This is a genomic window from Streptomyces sp. NPDC056987 (assembly GCF_042673865.1).
In the GTDB taxonomy this organism is placed as follows: Bacteria; Actinomycetota; Actinomycetes; order Streptomycetales; family Streptomycetaceae; genus Streptomyces.
The window spans coordinates 206,950-224,180 of record NZ_JBHURV010000003.1; the positions used below are offsets into that span (position 1 = coordinate 206,950).

18 protein-coding genes are annotated in these 17,231 nt (G+C 72.5%); 8 read left to right on the forward strand and 10 right to left on the reverse strand.

The window, feature by feature from the left end:
- Window positions 1-113: 113 nt before the first annotated feature.
- A complete protein-coding gene (locus ACFTZC_RS05410; RefSeq protein WP_365810264.1) occupies window positions 114-815 on the reverse strand; it encodes an FCD domain-containing protein in 702 nt (233 codons plus the stop codon).
- A 131-nt stretch (window positions 816-946) separates the two neighbouring features.
- Between ACFTZC_RS05410 and ACFTZC_RS05415 the strand changes: the two genes are divergently transcribed.
- Window positions 947-1,456 (forward strand): gluconokinase, encoded by a 510-nt coding sequence (locus ACFTZC_RS05415; protein WP_382887040.1) that lies wholly within the window; start codon window positions 947-949, stop codon window positions 1,454-1,456.
- A gap of 20 nt (window positions 1,457-1,476) precedes the next feature.
- Window positions 1,477-2,874 (forward strand): gluconate:H+ symporter, encoded by a 1,398-nt coding sequence (locus ACFTZC_RS05420; RefSeq protein ID WP_382887042.1) that lies wholly within the window; start codon window positions 1,477-1,479, stop codon window positions 2,872-2,874.
- A 36-nt stretch (window positions 2,875-2,910) separates the two neighbouring features.
- On the opposite strand, the gene ACFTZC_RS05425 is transcribed toward ACFTZC_RS05420, so the two are convergent.
- From ACFTZC_RS05425 to ACFTZC_RS05435, 3 genes are all read right to left on the reverse strand, one after another.
- Window positions 2,911-3,636 (reverse strand): cytochrome b/b6 domain-containing protein, encoded by a 726-nt coding sequence (locus ACFTZC_RS05425; RefSeq protein WP_382887044.1) that lies wholly within the window; start codon window positions 3,634-3,636, stop codon window positions 2,911-2,913.
- Window positions 3,578-4,243, reverse strand: coding sequence for a molybdopterin-dependent oxidoreductase (locus ACFTZC_RS05430; RefSeq protein ID WP_382887266.1), 666 nt, complete (start codon window positions 4,241-4,243; stop codon window positions 3,578-3,580). Before ACFTZC_RS05430 ends, ACFTZC_RS05425 begins: the two co-directional genes overlap by 59 nt.
- Before the next feature lie 220 nt (window positions 4,244-4,463).
- On the reverse strand, window positions 4,464-6,119 hold the full coding sequence (locus ACFTZC_RS05435) for an FAD-binding dehydrogenase (RefSeq protein ID WP_382887267.1): 1,656 nt from the start codon (window positions 6,117-6,119) through the stop codon (window positions 4,464-4,466).
- 101 nt (window positions 6,120-6,220) lie between these two features.
- Between ACFTZC_RS05435 and ACFTZC_RS05440 the strand changes: the two genes are divergently transcribed.
- The 3 genes from ACFTZC_RS05440 to ACFTZC_RS05450 are packed head-to-tail and all read left to right on the forward strand — an operon-like array spanning window position 6,221 to window position 7,540.
- Window positions 6,221-6,817 carry an NUDIX domain-containing protein gene (locus tag ACFTZC_RS05440; RefSeq protein ID WP_382887268.1) on the forward strand — a complete coding sequence of 199 codons (597 nt, stop codon included), beginning with the start codon at window positions 6,221-6,223 and terminating at the stop codon, window positions 6,815-6,817.
- A 10-nt stretch (window positions 6,818-6,827) separates the two neighbouring features.
- Window positions 6,828-7,220: a YidH family protein gene (locus tag ACFTZC_RS05445; protein WP_382887047.1), complete on the forward strand. Its 393-nt coding sequence runs from the start codon at window positions 6,828-6,830 to the stop codon at window positions 7,218-7,220.
- Window positions 7,217-7,540 carry a DUF202 domain-containing protein gene (locus ACFTZC_RS05450; protein ID WP_382887049.1) on the forward strand — a complete coding sequence of 108 codons (324 nt, stop codon included), beginning with the start codon at window positions 7,217-7,219 and terminating at the stop codon, window positions 7,538-7,540. The genes ACFTZC_RS05445 and ACFTZC_RS05450 overlap by 4 nt, the downstream gene beginning before the upstream one ends.
- Before the next feature lie 21 nt (window positions 7,541-7,561).
- Here the strand turns inward: ACFTZC_RS05450 and ACFTZC_RS05455 are convergent, their stop codons facing one another.
- A complete protein-coding gene (locus tag ACFTZC_RS05455; RefSeq protein WP_382887051.1) occupies window positions 7,562-8,488 on the reverse strand; it encodes an NADP-dependent oxidoreductase in 927 nt (308 codons plus the stop codon).
- A gap of 193 nt (window positions 8,489-8,681) precedes the next feature.
- On the opposite strand from ACFTZC_RS05455, the gene ACFTZC_RS05460 reads away from it, so the two are divergent.
- The 3 genes from ACFTZC_RS05460 to ACFTZC_RS05470 all read left to right on the forward strand — a co-directional run bounded on the left by ACFTZC_RS05460 (window position 8,682) and on the right by ACFTZC_RS05470 (window position 12,049).
- Window positions 8,682-9,593: an MBL fold metallo-hydrolase gene (locus ACFTZC_RS05460; protein WP_382887053.1), complete on the forward strand. Its 912-nt coding sequence runs from the start codon at window positions 8,682-8,684 to the stop codon at window positions 9,591-9,593.
- A gap of 191 nt (window positions 9,594-9,784) precedes the next feature.
- Window positions 9,785-10,807 carry a phosphotransferase family protein gene (locus ACFTZC_RS05465; RefSeq protein ID WP_382887055.1) on the forward strand — a complete coding sequence of 341 codons (1,023 nt, stop codon included), beginning with the start codon at window positions 9,785-9,787 and terminating at the stop codon, window positions 10,805-10,807.
- A gap of 9 nt (window positions 10,808-10,816) precedes the next feature.
- Window positions 10,817-12,049: an acyl-CoA dehydrogenase family protein gene (locus tag ACFTZC_RS05470; RefSeq protein WP_382887057.1), complete on the forward strand. Its 1,233-nt coding sequence runs from the start codon at window positions 10,817-10,819 to the stop codon at window positions 12,047-12,049.
- Window positions 12,050-12,131: 82 nt separating this feature from the next.
- Here ACFTZC_RS05470 and ACFTZC_RS05475 read toward each other — a convergent pair whose 3' ends face one another.
- The 5 genes from ACFTZC_RS05475 to ACFTZC_RS05495 all read right to left on the reverse strand — a co-directional run bounded on the left by ACFTZC_RS05475 (window position 12,132) and on the right by ACFTZC_RS05495 (window position 17,004).
- Window positions 12,132-12,974 carry a response regulator transcription factor gene (locus tag ACFTZC_RS05475; RefSeq protein ID WP_382887059.1) on the reverse strand — a complete coding sequence of 281 codons (843 nt, stop codon included), beginning with the start codon at window positions 12,972-12,974 and terminating at the stop codon, window positions 12,132-12,134.
- A gap of 133 nt (window positions 12,975-13,107) precedes the next feature.
- On the reverse strand, window positions 13,108-13,677 hold the full coding sequence (locus ACFTZC_RS05480) for a hypothetical protein (RefSeq protein WP_382887062.1): 570 nt from the start codon (window positions 13,675-13,677) through the stop codon (window positions 13,108-13,110).
- A 228-nt stretch (window positions 13,678-13,905) separates the two neighbouring features.
- The gene (locus ACFTZC_RS05485; RefSeq protein ID WP_382887064.1) at window positions 13,906-14,499 is read right to left on the reverse strand and encodes a TetR/AcrR family transcriptional regulator; all 594 of its coding nucleotides are present in this window, start codon (window positions 14,497-14,499) and stop codon (window positions 13,906-13,908) included.
- Window positions 14,500-14,581: 82 nt separating this feature from the next.
- Window positions 14,582-16,243, reverse strand: a complete 1,662-nt coding sequence (locus ACFTZC_RS05490; RefSeq protein ID WP_382887066.1) for a class I adenylate-forming enzyme family protein — start codon at window positions 16,241-16,243, stop codon at window positions 14,582-14,584.
- Window positions 16,240-17,004, reverse strand: a complete 765-nt coding sequence (locus tag ACFTZC_RS05495) for an SDR family oxidoreductase (RefSeq protein WP_382887068.1) — start codon at window positions 17,002-17,004, stop codon at window positions 16,240-16,242. Before ACFTZC_RS05495 ends, ACFTZC_RS05490 begins: the two co-directional genes overlap by 4 nt.
- Window positions 17,005-17,231: the final 227 nt, after the last annotated feature.

The following is a 17,231-nucleotide window of genomic DNA, read 5'->3' on the forward strand; positions in this document are numbered from 1 at the left end:
TTTGACCGCCCGGGAGGTCCGGGTGAGCGGAGACGTCCCGGGCGTCACCCCGTTCCTCCCCACTATCTCGTGTGACGGCCCGTCCGCGTGACGGCAGGGCCCGTTGTGGCTCGTCAGGGCGCCAGAACGTCCAGTTCCTCCAGGGCGCCGACGGCGATCTCCCTGGTCAGCTCCTCGGCGCGGGCGAAGTCGCCCTCCCGTACGGCCTGCGCGACGCGTACGTGCAGGGTGACGGCGGCCGGGTCGGGGTCGTCGAACATCACCTGGTGGTGGGTGCGCCCGGTGAGGACCTCGGCGACCACGTCGCCGAGCCGGGCGAACATCTCGTTGCCCGAGGCGTTGAGCACCACCCGGTGGAAGGCGATGTCGTGGACGAGGTACTCCTCCAGCCGGCCGCCGCGCGAGGTGGCGACCATGCCGAGCGCCTGCTCGGTGAGGGCCGCGCACTGCTCGGCCGTGGCGTGCCGGGCGGCGAGACCGGCGGCGACCGGTTCGATCGCGGAGCGCAGCGTGGTCAGGGAGCGGAGCTGGCGCGGGCGGTCGGGGCCGGCGAGGCGCCAGCGGATGACCCGCGGGTCGTAGACGTTCCACTCCTCGGTGGGCCGTACGGTCACGCCGACCCGGCGCCGGGACTCCACGAGGTGCATGGATTCGAGGACGCGGACCACTTCGCGGACGACGGTCCGCGAGACGTCGAAGCGCTGGGCGACCTCGTCCGTACGGACGACGGCGCCCTCGGGGTACTCGCCCGCCGTGATCGCGAGACCGAGGGTGTCCAGCACACGGGTATGCAGGCCCCGGCCTTCTGTGGTCATGGGGCAAGCCTACGGGGCGGGGGCCGACCGTAAAAAGTACGACGTTTACATCACAGCCTCTTGAATATGTCGTACCTAATGGGTTTCAGTAGCGCGACAGACCCATGTCGAAGAAGACAGCGAGGCATGAGATGAAGACCCCCCACGTCGTCGTGGTGATGGGCGTGGCAGGGACCGGCAAGACCACGGTCGGCCCCCTGCTCGCCGCCGAACTCGGCGTCCCGTACGCCGAGGGCGACGAGTTCCACTCGCCGGAGAACATCGCCAAGATGTCCGCCGGCATCCCGCTGGAGGACGCCGACCGGTGGCCCTGGCTGGACGCCATCGGGGAGTGGGCCCACCGCCGCAACGGACTCGGCGGGGTGGTCAGCAGCTCCGCGCTCAAGCGCGCCTACCGCGACCGGCTGCGGGCCGCCGCGCCCGGCGCCCTCTTCCTCCACCTCGACGGTGAGCGCGCGCTCGTCGAGCGGCGGATGTCGGAACGCAAGGGTCACTACATGCCCACCGCCCTGCTCGACTCGCAGTACGCGGCGCTGGAGAAGCTGGGGGCCGACGAGACGGGTGTCACCGTCGACGTGTCGGGCACCCCCGAGGAAATCACCGAACGGGCCGTCGCCGCGCTGCGCCGGCTCGAAAGCTGAAGGAAGTTCCCGTGATCCCCGTGACCAGTCTCAGTGTCGAGACGCTGGCAGCGGATGCCGCAGAGCCGATCACCTCGGCGGGCAACGCACAGTTGGGCATAGCCGTCCTCGCCGGCATAGCCGTCATCGTCCTGCTCATCACCCTCTTCAAACTGCACGCGTTCCTGGCCCTGACCATCGGCTCCCTGGCGCTCGGCGCCTTCGCGGGCGCGCCGCTGGACAAGGTCATCACCAGCTTCTCCGCCGGTCTCGGCTCCACGGTCGCCGGGGTGGGCGTGCTGATCGCGCTCGGCGCGATCCTCGGCAAACTGCTCGCGGACTCCGGTGGCGCGGACCAGATCGTCGACACGATCCTCGCCAGGGCGAGCGGGCGCGCCATGCCGTGGGCGATGGTGCTGATCGCCTCGGTGATCGGGCTGCCGCTCTTCTTCGAGGTCGGCATCGTGCTGCTGATCCCGGTGGTGCTGCTCGTCGCCAAGCGCGGCAACTACTCCCTGATGCGGATCGGCATCCCCGCGCTGGCCGGGCTCTCCGTGATGCACGGGCTGATCCCGCCGCACCCGGGGCCGCTGGTCGCGATCGACGCGATCGGCGCCGACCTCGGGGTCACGCTGGCGCTGGGTGTGGTCGTCTCGATCCCGACCGTGATCATCGCGGGCCCGCTCTTCTCCCGGTACGCGGCGCGCTGGGTGGACCTTCCGGCGCCCGAGGCGATGGTGCCGCAGCGCACCTCGGACGATCTGGCGAAGCGGCCCAGCTTCGGCGCGACCGTCACCACCGTGCTGCTGCCCGTGGTGATGATGCTGGCCAAGGCGCTCGTCGACATCGTCGTGGACGACCCGGAGAACACCGTCCAGCGGGTCGCGGACGTGGTCGGCTCCCCGCTGATCGCGCTGCTGACCGCCGTGCTGGTGGGGCTCTTCACGCTGGGCCGCGCGGCCGGTTTCACCAAGGACCGGATCTCCACCACAGTGGAGAAGTCGCTCGCCCCGATCGCGGGTGTGCTGCTCATCGTCGGCGCGGGCGGCGGCTTCAAGCAGACGCTGATCGACTCCGGGGTGGGCCAGATGGTCCTGGACATCTCCAAGGACTGGTCGATCCCGGCGCTGCTGCTGGCCTGGCTGATCGCCGTGGTGATCCGGCTGGCCACCGGCTCGGCGACGGTGGCGACGATCTCGGCCGCGGGCCTGGTGGCGCCGCTGGCCGCGGACATGTCCACCACGCACGCGGCGCTCCTGGTGCTGGCGATCGGCGCGGGCTCGCTCTTCTTCAGCCATGTGAACGACGCCGGGTTCTGGCTGGTGAAGGAGTACTTCGGGATGAGCGTGGGACAGACGCTGAAGACCTGGTCGGTGATGGAGACCATCATCTCCGTGGTCGGCCTCGGCTCCGTGCTGCTGCTGTCGCTGATCCTCTAGAGCCGCCGGTAGGCGGCTCCGTACGGGCGGGGCGGGTCACTCCTCTTTCCAGTGGGGGTGTTCCCGCTCCGCCCATCGGCGTTCCACCGACCCGGTGCGCATGCCGCGCCGGGCCTCCGGATCCCCGTACGCCATCACGATGTGCCCGACGAGCACGGCGCCGACGGCCAGGGCCAGCCAGTCGTGGACGAAGGTGGCGCTCGTCCGCCACACGAGCGGGACGAGCCCGGTGTTCCACATGAGCAGCCCCGTGCCGAGCATCACCAGCACGGCGCCCGCGATCCACCCCGCGTAGAGCTTCTGCCCTGCGTTGAACTTGCCCGCCGGGCGCGCCCCGGGGCGCGCGTCGCGGCGCCGTACCGCGCGCAGCCACTCCCTGTCGTACGGCAGGAAACGGTTGAGCCGGCCCAGGTCGGCGCGGAGGGCCCGGGAGGCGAGGCCGAGGAGTACGGGCACCGGGAGCAGCAGCCCGGACCACTCGTGGAGGGTGACCACGAGCAGCCGCCGGCCGACGAGTTCGGCGAGCTGCGGTACGTAGAGACAGGCCGCGGTCGCCACGCACACCAGCATCAGCGCGCCGGTGGTGCGGTGCACCCAGCGTTCGGCCGGGGTGAAGCGCCGCCGGTCCGGCCCCGTGGGACCGCCGGGTCCGGGCGGCGGGGGCACGGTCACGGGCTCGGACGGCGGGGGCGCGGTCACGGGGTCAGACGGTGGGGGCGTCGTCGCGGCCGTTCGACCGGCCGACCCAGGCGTCGACGTCATAGCCGCGCTCCTCCCAGTAGCCGGGCCGGACGTCGGAGGTGACGGAGATCCCGGAGAGCCATTTCGCCGACTTGTAGAAGTACATCGGCGCCACGTAGAGCCGGACCGGGCCGCCGTGCGCGTGCCCGATCGGCTCGTCCCGCATCGAGAGGGCGACCAGCACATCGGCGCGGCGGGCCTGCTGGAGCGTCAGGCTCTCGCTGTACGTGCCGTCGAAGCAGGTGAAGCGGACCGCCCCGGCCTCGGGGCGCACCCCGGCCGCGTCGAGGAGGTGCGCCAGCCGTACGCCGCCGAACGGGGTGTTCGGGACGCGCCAGCCGGTGACGCACTGCACGTCGCGGACGATCCGGGTCTGCGGCAGCGCGCGCAGCCCGTCGAGGGTGTACGTGCCGGGCCGGTCGACCAGTCCGTCGACCGTCAGCCGGTAGGTGTCCGGGCCCTTGCGGGGAACGGAGGCCGTGACGGAGTAGTAGCGGAAGCCGCCGCCGTTGGGCAGCAGTCCGGTCAGCCCGGTCGGGTCCTTGCCGGATGCGGCGCCGAGGAACGATTCGAGGCCGCTCTGGAGGTAGGGCGCGGTGACGAGGCCGGCGGCGCCCAGGCCGAGCATGGAGAGCACCAGACGCCGGCCGACCGGCGTGCCCTCCGGTGTGTGCGGTTGTTCGGTCACTCTCAGAGGAGACCACCCGCGGCCCCGGGAAACCAGGGCCGGGGGCGTTCCTCACACTTTTCGTCCGGATCTTGCGGGACCCCTCGGTCCCGACGGAGCGCGGGACGACTCCGTTTGCTACGTGGCGGAGTCAACTGCGCACAGTGGAGCGGCGGTTGGTTCAGCCGACCGCGCGGGCCGCCGCCCGGCCCGCCGTACGCCCGGAGAAGATGCAGCCGCCGAGGAAGGTGCCTTCCAGCGAGCGGTAGCCGTGCACCCCGCCTCCGCCGAAGCCGGCCGCCTCGCCCGCCGCGTAGACGCCGGGGAGCGGATCGCCGCCCGCGGTGAGCACGCGCGAGGACAGGTCGGTCTCCAGGCCGCCGAGCGACTTGCGGGTCAGGATGTTCAGCCGTACGGCGATCAGCGGGCCCGCCGCGGGGTCGAGGATGCGGTGCGGGGCGGCCGTACGGATCAGCTTGTCGCCGAGGTACTTCCGGGCCCCGCGGACCGCCATGACCTGGAGGTCCTTGGTGAACGGATTGGCGATCTCACGGTCGCGCGCCGTGATCTCCCTGCGCAGCGCGGCCTCGTCGATCAGCGGCTCCTCGGTGAGCGCGTTCATGCCGCGCACCAGGGCGCCCAGGTCCTTCTCGACGACGAAGTCGGCGCCCTGGTCCATGAACGCCTGGACCGGGCCCGGTACGTCGGCGCGCGCACGCCCGAGCACGTCGCGGACCGACTTTCCGGTGAGGTCCGGGTTCTGCTCGGAGCCGGAGAGCGCGAACTCCTTGCCGATGATGCGCCGGTCGAGGACGAACCATGTGTAGTCATGGCCGGAGCGCATGATGTGCTCCAGCGTGCCGAGCGTGTCGAAGCCGGGGAAGAGCGGTACGGGCAGCCGTCTGCCACGCGCGTCCAGCCAGAGTGAGGAGGGGCCCGGGAGGATCCGGATGCCGTGCCGGGCCCAGACCGGGTTCCAGTTCTCGATGCCCTCGGTGTAGTGCCACATCCGGTCGCGGTTGATGTGGTGGGCGCCCGCCGCCTCCGCGATGCCGAGCATCAGCCCGTCGACGTGGGCGGGCACCCCGGAGAGCATCTTCCGCGGCGGGGTGCCGAGCCGCTCCGGCCACTGGGCGCGGACCAGGTCGTGGTTGCCGCCGATGCCGCCCGAGGTGACGATCACGGCCTGGGCCCGCAGCTCGAAGGAGCCGGTGACCGTACGGCTGCTGGCGGTGCCGCGGGCGGCGTCGCTCGGCTCCAGGGTCTCGCCGGTCACGGTGTCCACGGCGCCGGCGGTGGCGCCGAGTCCGGTGACGCGGTGGCGGAAGCGGAAGGTCACCAGGCCCTTGGCGACGCCTTCGCGCACCCGCCGCTCGAAGGGGGCCACGACACCGGGCCCGGTGCCCCAGGTGATGTGGAAGCGCGGCACGGAGTTGCCGTGGCCGTTCGCGTCGTACCCGCCGCGCTCCGCCCAGCCGACCACCGGGAAGAACCGGATGCCCTGGCCGTGCAGCCAGGCGCGCTTCTCGCCCGCCGCGAAGTCGACGTACGCCTCGGCCCACTTGCGCGGCCAGTGGTCCTCGGGGCGGTCGAACCCGGCCGTGCCGAGCCAGTCCTGGAGGGCGAGGTCTCGGCTGTCCTTGACGCGGAGCCTGCGCTGTTCGGGCGAGTCGACGAGGAACAGTCCGCCGAAGGACCAGTGCGCCTGTCCGCCGATGGACCGCTCGGGCTCCTGGTCGAGCACGATCACCGAGCGGCCCGCGTCGACCAGTTCGGCGGCGGCGACCAGGCCCGCGAGGCCGGCCCCGATCACGATCACATCGGCGTCGTACGCCATGGTGTCCATCCTTCGCAGGCTCTGTCACGGGCGGGGCGGGTGAGCTGTCCGACCGATCTTCCGTACGCGCGAGTAACGAGTCAACTGGTTGGATGGACGGCATGAGAGCCGCGGACGAGATACTGGACATCGTCGACGAGAACGACCACGTCATCGCGCAGGTGCCGCGCGGTGAGGCGTATGTGAAGGGCCTGCGTCATCGCAGCGTCTTCGTGTTCGTGCGCGACCCCGGGGGCCGGGTCTTCATCCATCGCCGAACGCCGGACAAGCTCGCCTTCCCCTCGATGTACGACATGTTCGTGGGCGGGGTCGTCGGCGCGGGCGAGGAGTACGACGAGGCGGCGCTGCGCGAGGCGGAGGAGGAGCTGGGGGTCTCGGGGCTCGACCGTCCCGTACCGCTCTTCTCCCTCCGCTACGAGTCCGAGGAGGTCGGGTTCCGCGCGTGGTCGCGGGTGTACGAGGTGGTCTGCGCGCTGCCGGTGAACCCCCAGGCGGAGGAGGTGGCCTGGTACGCGTTCGTCCCGGAGGAGGAGCTGGAGCGGCGGCTGGCCGAGGAACCGGGCGGGCCCGGCGTGTGGGAGTGGGTGCCGGACGGGCGCGCGGCGTACGAACGGCTCAGGACGATCCGCGCGGCGGGCGGACAGGGCGCGTCGGGCGGGGCGGGTGCGGGGCGCGCGGGGCCGCCGCCGCCCGCGTAGGGTGCGGCACGTGATCGACTTTGCACGGAGCCTCCGGCTGTGGTTCTCGCCCCGGCGGATCGGCGAGGAGGGCACGACCCCGGACTACCGCTTCTCGCTGGCCAACGAGCGGACGTTCCTGGCCTGGATCCGGACGGCGCTCGCGCTGGTCGGCGGCGGGTTCGCGGTGGACCAGTTCCTTCCCGACCTGCGGTGGGGCGTACGGGCCGGGCTCGCGGTGGCGCTGCTCGCCGCGGGGGCGCTGTGCGCGTTGCGGGCGGTCAACCACTGGGTGCGGTGCGAACGGGCGATGCGGCGCGGCGAGGACCTGCCGGTCTCCGGCTTCCCGACGCTGCTGAGCCTGGCGGTGGGGCTGGTCGCGGTGGCGATGCTGGTGATCGTCCTCACGGGCCGGGCCGGATGACGGCCCCGGCGCCCGCCGGGGAGCGGGACCCGGGGCTCCAGCCGGAACGCACCCGGCTGGCCTGGCGCCGTACGACGCTCTCCTGCACGGTGGTCGCGATCCTCGCCGCCCGCCAGGCCGTCCACGGCGGCGCCACGGCGGCGGCCCTGACCGGCGCGGCCCTGAGCGCGCTGGTCTGGCTCGCCTTCCTGGGCGTGGCGCACCGGCGTCTGAGATCCCTGGAAGCGGCGAGACCGCCCCGCCTCTCGGAACGGGCCGCGCTGACGGCGACGGCCTGCACGCTGCTGCTGGCGGCGTTCGCGGTGACGGTGCTGGTGTGACCGTGGTCCGGGGGTGACGGCTCACCCCATGGTGACGACCACCTTGCCGCCCGCCCCACCCGCCTCCGCGAACTGGAACGCGTCCGCGGTCTGTTCCAGGGGGTATGTCCGCGCCACCCCCACGGTCAGCGCGCCCTGCTCCGCGAGGCCCGCGAGCTCCGTCAGGTCGGCGGTGTCGGCGCGGGCGAAGCCGTACGAGCCGCCCAGTTCACCGACCGCGCTGTCCGCGATCGAGGCCAGCCGGCCGCCGGGGGCGAGGAGTCCGGGCGTCATGCGGAGGATGTCGCCGCCGATGCTGTCGAGCGCCGCGTCCACCCCGTCGGGGGCCAGCGCCCGTACCTGAGCGCCCAGATCGTCCCCGTACGTGACCGCCTCGCCGCCCAGCGCCCGGATGTGTTCCTGGCCGGACGCGCGGGCGGCGCCGATGACACGGGCCCCGTGGTGGCGGGCGAGCTGGACGGCGAGGGAGCCGACCGCGCCCGCCGCCGCGTGGACGAGCACGGTCTCACCGGGCCGTACCCGCAGCACCCGGTGGAGCACCTGGTGCGCGGTGAGGCCGGCCAGCGGCAGCCCGGCCGCCTCGGGGAACCCGAGCGAGCGGGGCTTGTGCGCGAGGGTCCTGACCGGGGCGGCCACGTACTGCGCGAAGGTGCCCCGGGAGAGGAAGTCCTCGCGGACGTACCCGATGACCTCGTCCCCGGCGGCGAACTCGGTGACCGCCGCGCCGGGCCGGAGGACGACTCCGGCGACGTCCCACCCGGGGATCACCGGGAAGACGGTGTCGAGCACTCCGTCGAGATAGCCCTCGCGGCACTTCCAGTCGACGGGGTTCACGGCCGCGGCCCGCACCTCGACCAGTACGGAGTCGGGGCCGACCTTCGGCTCGGGACGGTCGCCGTACTCCAGGACGCCGGGTCCGCCGTGGCGGCGGTAGCTGATGGCCTTCATGATCCGCAGCCTCCGCCCCGCCCACGCCCCGCGCAAGCCGGACGGGCCTGTTGCCGTAACGGCGGGCGGGGAAGCGCGGCGGCGTCGGGGCGCCGGGCGGTCGCTACCGGCCGCCGGGCAGGGCCGCTTTTCCGAGGGCTCCGTCAACTGTCAGGCTCTGAGGGAACTTTCCCCCCCACCCCCAGGAGTTCCGATGCCCGCCACCGATCCGTACACCGTCCGCCTCGCCCCCGGAGTCCACGCCTATGTCCAGCCCGACGGCGGCTGGTGTCTGAACAACGCCGGGTTCATCAGTGACGGCGGCACGACGCTCCTCGTCGACACCACGGCCACCGAGCGCCGGGCCCGGCTGCTGCGCGAGGCGATCCTGCTGGCCGGGGCGGAGCTGCCCCGTACCATCGTCACCACGCACCACCACGGCGATCACACCTACGGCAACGGGGTGTTCCTGCCGGAGGCCACGGTGGTCGGTCACGAGGCGTGCCGGAGCGAGCAGCTCGCGGCGGGCCATCAGCTCCATCTGATCTGGCCGGAGACCGACTTCGGGGACATCAGCATCATCGCCCCGAGCGTGACCTACAGCGACCGGCTCACCGTGCACGTGGGCGGGACCGAGGTCCGGGTGATCCACCCGGGCGTGGCGCACACCGTCGGGGACTCGGTCGTGCATCTGCCGGAGCACGGCGTCGTCTTCACCGGGGACCTGGTCTTCCAGGGCGGCACGCCGTTCCTCGCGATGGGCTCGCTGCGCGGCTCCCTGCGGGCGCTGGAGCTGCTGCGCTCGCTGGACGCGTCCGTCGTCGTACCGGGCCACGGGCCGCTCACCGACCCGACGGCGTACGACGCGACGGAGCGCTACCTCCGGTACGTCGCCGAACTGGCCGGGACGAGCCGCGCCGGGGGACTCACCCCGCTGGAGGCCGCGCAGAAGGCCGATCTCGGAGAGTTCGGGGAGCTGCGCGAGAGCGAGCGGCTGGTGGCCAATCTGCACCGCGCCTACGCCGAGCTGGCCGGGGAACCGGAGGGCTCGCCGCTGGATCTGCCCACCGTCCTGTCCGACATGGCGACGATGAACGGCGGCGTGCCGGTGGCCTGCCACGCCTGACCCGCCGTGCGCCGGCCGGCCCGGGGCGCTCCGATCCCCGGGGCGGCCTGGGCGTGGCCGGGGGCCTGGGAGCCGGCCGGGGGGCTCCGGTCCGGTCCGGGAGCGCCAGGCACTGGACGACATACCGACTGGTCGGCATCATGGGAGCGACCGTCCGCCTGTCCGCACGCACGTCCACGGAGGTACGCCCGATGAGCCCAGCCCCCACGCCAGGACTCGATCCCGAGCGGCTCCGTGACCATCTCGACCGCGTGCTCCCCGGTCTGGTGGGCGGGCGGCTCGACGCGCGGCTCATCGAGGGCGGCCGGTCGAACCTGACGTACACCGTCACCGACGGCACCGGCCGCTGGGTGGTCCGCAGACCCCCGCTGGGCCATGTGCTGGCCACCGCGCACGACATGAAGCGCGAGTACCGGGTGATCGCGGCGCTGCACCCGACCGCCGTGCCCGTCCCCGAGGCGCTGCTGCTCTGTGAGGACGAGTCGGTGCTCGGCGCGCCGTTCTACGTCATGGAGCAGGTGACGGGCACGCCGTACCGCACCGCCGAACAGCTCGCCCCGCTCGGTCCCGAGCGCACCCGCGCCGCCGTGCTCTCCCTGGTCGACACCCTGGTGGAGCTGCACGCCGTCGATCCCGGGGCCGTAGGTCTCGGGGACTTCGGCCGGCCCGAGGGCTTTCTCGACCGGCAGCTCCGCCGCTGGGGCAAGCAGCTCGACGCCTCCCGGAACCGTGAACTGCCCGGTATCGACGAACTCCAGGCGGGGCTCGGCCGGTCCCTGCCCGTCTCCCCCGCGCCCACCGTGATCCACGGCGACTACCGGCTGGACAACGTCCTGCTCGGCGCGGACGACCGGATCAACGCCGTGCTCGACTGGGAGATGTCGACACTCGGCGACCCGCTCACCGATCTGGGGCTGCTGGCGATGTACAGCGCGCCCCTGGCGGTGACCGGCTCGCCGATCAGTACGACGGCCGGGGCGGCCGGCCATCCCACGCCGGGCGAGCTGATCGAGCGGTACGCGGCGGGCTCGGGGCGGGACACCACCGGCATCTCCTGGTACACGGCGTTCGCCTGGTTCAAACTCGCCGTGATCCTGGAGGGCATCCACTACCGCTACACCCTCAACCAGACCGTAGGACCGGGCTTCGACCGGATCGGCGCCCTCGTCCCCGTCTTCATCGAGCACGGCCTCACCACCCTCCAGGAAGGCTGAGTACCCCTGATGGACTTCGCATTCGACGCCCGCACCGAAGAGCTGCGGACCAGGCTGCTCACCTTCATGGACGAGCACATCTATCCGTCCGAGGAGATCGCCCGGGAGCAGCGCTCCCTGCTGGCCGACCCGTGGGGCACCCCCGCGGTGGTCGAGGAACTGAAGGCCGAGGCGCGCAGGCAGGGCCTGTGGAACCTGTTCTTCGTGGACGACCCGAACCTCCCCGGCGCCGGATACGGGGCCGGGCTGAGCAATCTGCAGTACGCGCCGCTCGCCGAGCTCACCGGCCGCTCACCGGAGCTGGCCCCCACCGCGCTGAACTGCGCGGCCCCCGACACCGGAAACATGGAGGTGCTCGCCCAGTTCGGCTCGGAGGAGCAGCGCAAGCAGTGGCTGGAACCGCTGCTCGCGGGGGAGATCCGGTCCGCGTTCGCGATGACGGAGCCGGAGGTCGCCTCGTCCGACGCGACGAACATCCGGACCAGCATCCGGCGCGAGGGCGACGAGTACGTCATCAACGGCCGTAAGTGGTACATCTCCGGTGCGATGAATCCGGCGTGCGCCGTCTTCATCGTGATGGGCAAGACCGACCCGGACGGCGCCGACCCGCGCCGCCAGCAGTCGATGGTCCTGGTCCCCCGTGACACCCCGGGCGTCGAGGTGCGCCGCGCGATGCGGGTGTACGGCTACGAGGACCACTCCCACGGCGGCCATGCCGAGGTCGTCTTCGACAACATACGGGTGCCCGTCTCGCACCTCATCGGCGAGGAGGGCGGTGGGTTCGCCATCGCGCAGGCCCGGCTGGGGCCCGGCCGGATCCACCACTGCATGCGGCTGATCGGGATGGCCGAGCGGGCCATCGAGCTGATGTGCCGCCGGGCCGTGGGGCGGGCGACGTTCGGGAAGCCTCTCGCCGAGCAGGGCGTCGTGCAGAACTGGATCGCGGACGCCCGGGTGACGGTCGAACAGCTGCGGCTCCTCGTGCTCAAGACGGCCTGGCTGATGGACACCGTCGGCAACCGCGGGGCGCACACGGAGATCCAGGCCATCAAGATCGCCACACCGCGCGCGGTCGTGGACATCATCGACTCGGCCGTCCAGTTGTACGGCGCGGGCGGCATCAGCCAGGACTTCCCGCTGGCGGAGCTGTGGGCCTCGGCGCGGACGCTGCGGCTGGCGGACGGTCCCGACGAGGTGCACCAGCGGTCACTGGCCCGGCGGGAGCTGAAGAAGTATCGCTGAGTCCTCCCTTCTCTGCTCGATCCTTCCCTGCTCGCCCCTTCCCTGCTCGCCCCTTCCCTGCTCGACGTCCAGTGCTCGGCGTTCAGTGCTCGACGGGTTCCGGCAGGGGCAGCAGACCCATGGACTGGGCGCGCATGACGGTCGAGAGCCGGTCGCAGGTCCCCAGCCTGCGGTAGATGCCCTCGATGTGCTTGTGGGCGGTGCGCGGTGAGATATGGAGCCGGTGGGCGATGGCGGTGGCGGGCAGGGCCTTGGCGAGCAGCGTGAGCACGGCGTGCTGACGCGGCGTGAGCCCCGCCTCCACCGCCCGCTCGGCCGACGCGGCCCCGGCCCCGGTTCCGGCGGGTACGGGCGCCGGCTCCGCGGGCTGCCCCGGGGCCGCCCGCCAGCGGGCCAGGGCGCGGTAGTGGCAGTCGATGCCGACGAGGAGAGGCTGCACCCGGGCCGCGTACGCGCGCTCCTCCGGTGTGAAGTCGTCGCGCTCGTGGTGGAGAACGAAACCGCGGGCGACTCCGGCGGGGGCGGGCAGCGGGATGGCGAGCATATGGGCGCCGAGCGTCCCCCGGGCCAGCCGGTGGCTCCGGCTGCGCAGCCAGGAACGCTCCCCCATCAGCTCGCTCGCGGTACGGGGTGTGCGGTCGGGCGTGGACGCGTAGTGCGCCACCAGCGGGTTGCCCGCCCGCAGTTGGCGGGCCATCAGCGAGTCGAGCAAGCCAGGGGAGACCGGACGCGCCGTCCGCCACGCCTCCACCCGACCCGTCCGCTCCGCGTAGCGCGCCTGGGCGAGGGAGGCGGCCGGGGAGTGCAGCTCCCGGGTGAGCTCCGCCAGGACCAGCGGCCAGGGCGGCTCCGGATCGGCGCGCTCCAGCACGGCCACGGCCAGGCTCAGCATCTGCGCGTACTCATGCCACAGGGCGGTGCCCATCGATATCCCCCGTGCCCGCACGACCGACAATGACCGTACGTACTCTTTCCACTACTCTCCGCCCCCACACGCCGCCCGCCGCGCGATCCCGGTGCGCCCCGACCGGCCCCTCACCCCTCGCGACCGGGGACCGTCAGCAGGGCACCACGTAGTAGACGGGACTCCAGCTCGCGGTGCCGGTGTCGGGCGCCACATTGCTCCAGCGCTCCGAGCGGTTGGAGTTCAGGAAGCGCGCCCTCGTCCCCCTGGTCTGGTTGTTGTTGAAGGTGCCGTCGCCGGTCCACGACAGGTTGTAAGTGCCGCACCGGTAGTAGTCGAGCGTGTCCCCGCCCCGGTACAGACAGAGATGCCCGGAACCGCAGGCGGCGGGCAGCCGGTTGCTCACCGGTGGCTGGGCGAGGTCACGGGCGGACCGCTGGCCGGGCGCCGCGACCGTGACATCACCGCCCGGCATGGTGATCCTGTTGGCGGAGACCTGCCTGCTGCCCGCCAGCTCGCTCAGATACCCCTCCACCCGCTCCTGGAGACCGGCGGCCTGATCAGAGGTCAGACCGGCCCGGTCGGTCTGGGCGGCATAGGTCTGGTGGGCCTGGTCCGGGACGGCCTGCGCCCCCGCCGGCGCCGTCATCACACTCGTGGCGAGCGCCCCCGCGGCAACCGCGCCGACCGTGGCCTTCAGCATGAACGCACGGATCCTGTTCATCGATCCCCCTTGTTTCCCTGTTTCCCTGCCCGGAACCCTGACGTTCCGTAGCGTCGACACAACTCATCGTGACGAACGCGCTCGGCGGGCCGCAATGCGTACAAGTACGTATGGCGAAGGCGTGACCGGTGATGCAGGGTGTGCCAGAAGAAGGGCGGTGCCGGAAGAAGAGGGGTCCCGGAAGAAGTGGGGGGGGCGCGGAAGAGGAGGGAGCGCGGCGCCGACCGGTCAGGGGCGCAGCGCCCGCAGCAGCAAATCGGCCAGGTGGTCCGCGACCTGCTGCGGGGTGAGCGGGCCGTCGGGCCGGTACCACGTGGAGAGGTGGTGGACGGAGCCGAAGTGGTAGTCGACCACCAGGTCGGCCGGGGTGGCGGTGGAGAAGACCCCGGTGCGCTGGCCCTCCTCGATCAGCGCGCGGAACCGTTCGTGGTAGCGGCGCCGTTCCGTCCGTACCTGTCTGTTCTTCTCCGGGCTGAGCTGGTGCATGGAGCGGAAGAAGATCGCGGCGTCGTCGAGGTTCTCGATGGTCGTCACCACGACATCGGCGGCGGCGTCCCGCAGCCGGCGCTCGACCGGCCCCCCGGCGTCCGCGAAGCCGTCGAGCCGTTCCTGCTGAAGGCGGAGCACCCGGGCGTAGACCTCGTGGAGAAGGTCCTCCTTGGAGCCGAAGTAGTGGTACAGCGCGCCCTTGGTGACGCCCGCGGCCTCGACGATCTCCTGGACGGACGTCCGGTCGTAGCCGTGCACGGCGAAGAGCCGGGTGGCGGCGGCCAGCAGCCGCCGCGGGACGGGCTCGCCGCTTCCGTCCGTCGTCCTGGCCATCTGCCGCCACCCGCCTTCCGCTCCGTGTCACCCCCGGGGAACCCCTACGGGTCCGGTGGGGGGCTGTCCCCGCCTGGGACGCTCATGAGCGGGAACGCAGTTCCCGCCTGAGGATCTTCCCACTCGTGGTCTTGGGCAGCTCGGGCAGGATCTCGGCCTCCCGCGGGCACTTGTAGGTGGCGAGCCGCTCCCGGCAGTACGCGGTCAGCTCGGCGGGCTCCACCGTGGCACCGGGACGCGCGCTCACGTACGCCTTGACGCTCTCGCCCCGGTAGGCGTCGGGGACACCGATCACGGCCGCCTCGCGCACCGCCGGATGGGTGTAGAGCACGTCCTCGACCTCGCGCGGCCAGACCTTGAGGCCCGACACGTTGATCATGTCCTTCTTCCGGTCGACGACATAGAGCCAGCCGTCCGGGTCCATGAAGCCGATGTCGCCGGTGCGCAGTTCGCCGTCCGGGAACGTCTCCTCGGTCGCCACCGGGTCGTTCCAGTAGCCGGCGGCGACCTGGGGGCCGCGCACGGCGATCTCCCCGTGTTCCCCGAAGGGCAGCTCCCCGCCCTCCTCGTCGACGATCCGTACGACCGTGTCGGGGCCGGGCACCCCGACCGAGAGCGTCCCGGAGACCGGGTCCACCGGAGCCTCCGTCTGGGGCGGTACGGAGGCGCAGCCCGCGGTGGACTCCGTAAGGCCGTAGCCGTTGCGGAGATACGGTCCGAGCCGCGCGCGGAACTTCTCGACCAGCGCGGGCGGCAGGGGCGCGCCGCCCGACGAGACCATCCGGAAGGAGCTGAAGTGGCCGGGGGTCACGTCGGGGTGGGCGGCGAGAGCCATGAACGCGGTGGCGGGGCCGACGGTGTACGCGGGCCGGTGCTCGGTGAACGCGTCGAGGACGACGCCGGGCTGGAAGTGGTGGGCGAGGGCCAGGGTGCCCGCGCTGGCGACGCACGCCGCGAGTTCGCAGACCATGCCGGTGATGTGGAAGAGCGGGGCGAGCGCGAAGTAGCAGGCGCCGTCGGCGATGGGCCGGCCGGCGCGCTGCCGCTCGGCGTTCACCATGATGTTGGCGTGGGAGTTCATGACGCCCTTCGGGCTGCCGCAGGTGCCGGAGGTGTAGCTGATGAGCGCGGTGTCGCCGGCGGCCGGGTCGCGGCCGGCCGGCGCGGCGAGTCCGCCGCGGGCCACGGTCAGCAGATCGGCGGCGTCGCCGTCGGGTGACGGCAGCCGGGTGAGGCCGAGGACCCGGGGGTCGTCGCGGCTCTGGAAGTCGAAGTCGCAGGCGGTGAGCACGATCCGTACGGCCGAGGCCTCGACGGTCTCGCGCAGATACGCCTCCCAGGCGCTGTCGGCGCAGATCACCGCCGTGGCCTCGGCGTCCGCGAGGATGTGGGCGACCTCGGCGGACTTGTACGAGGGGTTGAGCGGTACGACGGTCGCGCCCGCCTTCCAGGCGCCGAGCAGCGCCAGGACGAAGTGCGGGGTGTTCTGGAGCATGAGCGCGACCCGGTCGCCGCGCGCCAGGCCCCGCGCGGCGAGATGGCCGGCGACCGCGTCGGAGAGCGCGTCGGTCGCGCGGTAGTCGAGCCGGCCGTCGAAATAGGCGAGCGCGGTGCGCTCCGGGGCGAGCGCGACGGCTGCGCGCAGGGCGTGCACGAGCGAGACGGCCGGGTCGACGGCGGCCCGCTGGGCCTCGTTGAGCCGGCCGAGCCAGGGTTGGGCGGAGTAGATGGACACGGTGGTCACCCGGTGCCTCTCTCCCACTTCTGCTGGATGTGGTTCATGGTGGAGAGCCAGCGCTCGGGGTCACCGGCGCGGGCCTGGTAGAAGCCCGCCACCTCGGGGTGCGGGAGTACGAGGAAACGGTCCTCCGCCATGGCGTCGAAGAGCGCGTCGGCGACCGCCTCCGGTTCGATCGCGGTGGCGGTGAGGACGAGCTCGCCGGCGCTCCCGGTGGCGGCGAGCATGTCCGTACGGACGCCCTGCGGGCAGATGGCGTGGACCTGGAGCCCGCGGTGGCGGTAGGTCAGCGAGAGCCACTCGGCGTAGGCGAGCGCGCCGTGCTTGGTGACGCTGTACGGGGCCGCGCCGATCATGGTGAGCAGTCCGGCGGCGGAGACCGTGGAGACGAACCGGCCCGCGCCGCGCTCCAGCCAGTCGGGGAGCAGGGCGCGGCTCGCCCGGACGTGTGCCATGACGTTGACGTCCCAGGCGGACGACCAGACGTCCTCCTCGGCGAACGCGTCGCCGCCGGTGCCGACGCCGGCGTTGGCGCAGTAGATGTCGACGTGGCCGCCGAGGGCGGCGCGGGCCTCGGCCACGACATGGGAGGCGTCGCCGGGCAGGGCGGTGGCGCCGATCTCGTCGGCGACGGCGGTGGCCTTCGCCGCGTCGAGGTCGTTGACCACGACGCGGGCCCCCTCGGCGGCGAACCTGCGGGCGAGGGCGGCGCCGATGCCGCCGCCGGCCCCTGTGACCACAACCCCTGCACCGTGCACCGCGCTCATCGGGCCTGCCTTTCGGGCGTTCCGGTTTCCGTCATGGGCTTCCCTGACTTGCCTGTCTTCCCTCTAACAGACTAACCAGTCGGTATGTCAGGGGGAAGCGGAACGGAAAACCTCGGGAACGGGCCGGGGCGGCCTCGTTCCCCCGGCGGGCCCGGGACGCTAGCGTGCGTGGCCATGACAGACGGCAGCCGGCGGCACACCGCCGCGGACCGCCGGCCGATCACGGA

What these genes read in the sequence shown, in the direction of transcription:
- ACFTZC_RS05455 (WP_382887051.1), bottom strand. Translation starts at nt 8,488, where the DNA reads ATGAAGGCCATCAGCTACCGCCGCCACGGCGGACCCGGCGTCCTGGAG.
- ACFTZC_RS05415 (WP_382887040.1), top strand. Translation starts at nt 947, where the DNA reads ATGAAGACCCCCCACGTCGTCGTGGTGATGGGCGTGGCAGGGACCGGC.
- ACFTZC_RS05470 (WP_382887057.1), top strand. Translation starts at nt 10,817, where the DNA reads ATGGACTTCGCATTCGACGCCCGCACCGAAGAGCTGCGGACCAGGCTG.
- ACFTZC_RS05425 (WP_382887044.1), bottom strand. Translation starts at nt 3,636, where the DNA reads ATGACGTCGACGCCTGGGTCGGCCGGTCGAACGGCCGCGACGACGCCC.
- ACFTZC_RS05435 (WP_382887267.1), bottom strand. Translation starts at nt 6,119, where the DNA reads ATGGCGTACGACGCCGATGTGATCGTGATCGGGGCCGGCCTCGCGGGC.
- ACFTZC_RS05465 (WP_382887055.1), top strand. Translation starts at nt 9,785, where the DNA reads ATGAGCCCAGCCCCCACGCCAGGACTCGATCCCGAGCGGCTCCGTGAC.
- ACFTZC_RS05485 (WP_382887064.1), bottom strand. Translation starts at nt 14,499, where the DNA reads ATGGCCAGGACGACGGACGGAAGCGGCGAGCCCGTCCCGCGGCGGCTG.
- ACFTZC_RS05495 (WP_382887068.1), bottom strand. Translation starts at nt 17,004, where the DNA reads ATGAGCGCGGTGCACGGTGCAGGGGTTGTGGTCACAGGGGCCGGCGGC.
- ACFTZC_RS05480 (WP_382887062.1), bottom strand. Translation starts at nt 13,677, where the DNA reads ATGAACAGGATCCGTGCGTTCATGCTGAAGGCCACGGTCGGCGCGGTT.
- ACFTZC_RS05440 (WP_382887268.1), top strand. Translation starts at nt 6,221, where the DNA reads ATGAGAGCCGCGGACGAGATACTGGACATCGTCGACGAGAACGACCAC.
- ACFTZC_RS05450 (WP_382887049.1), top strand. Translation starts at nt 7,217, where the DNA reads ATGACGGCCCCGGCGCCCGCCGGGGAGCGGGACCCGGGGCTCCAGCCG.
- ACFTZC_RS05460 (WP_382887053.1), top strand. Translation starts at nt 8,682, where the DNA reads ATGCCCGCCACCGATCCGTACACCGTCCGCCTCGCCCCCGGAGTCCAC.
- ACFTZC_RS05475 (WP_382887059.1), bottom strand. Translation starts at nt 12,974, where the DNA reads ATGGGCACCGCCCTGTGGCATGAGTACGCGCAGATGCTGAGCCTGGCC.
- ACFTZC_RS05430 (WP_382887266.1), bottom strand. Translation starts at nt 4,243, where the DNA reads ATGCTCGGCCTGGGCGCCGCCGGCCTCGTCACCGCGCCCTACCTCCAG.
- ACFTZC_RS05410 (WP_365810264.1), bottom strand. Translation starts at nt 815, where the DNA reads ATGACCACAGAAGGCCGGGGCCTGCATACCCGTGTGCTGGACACCCTC.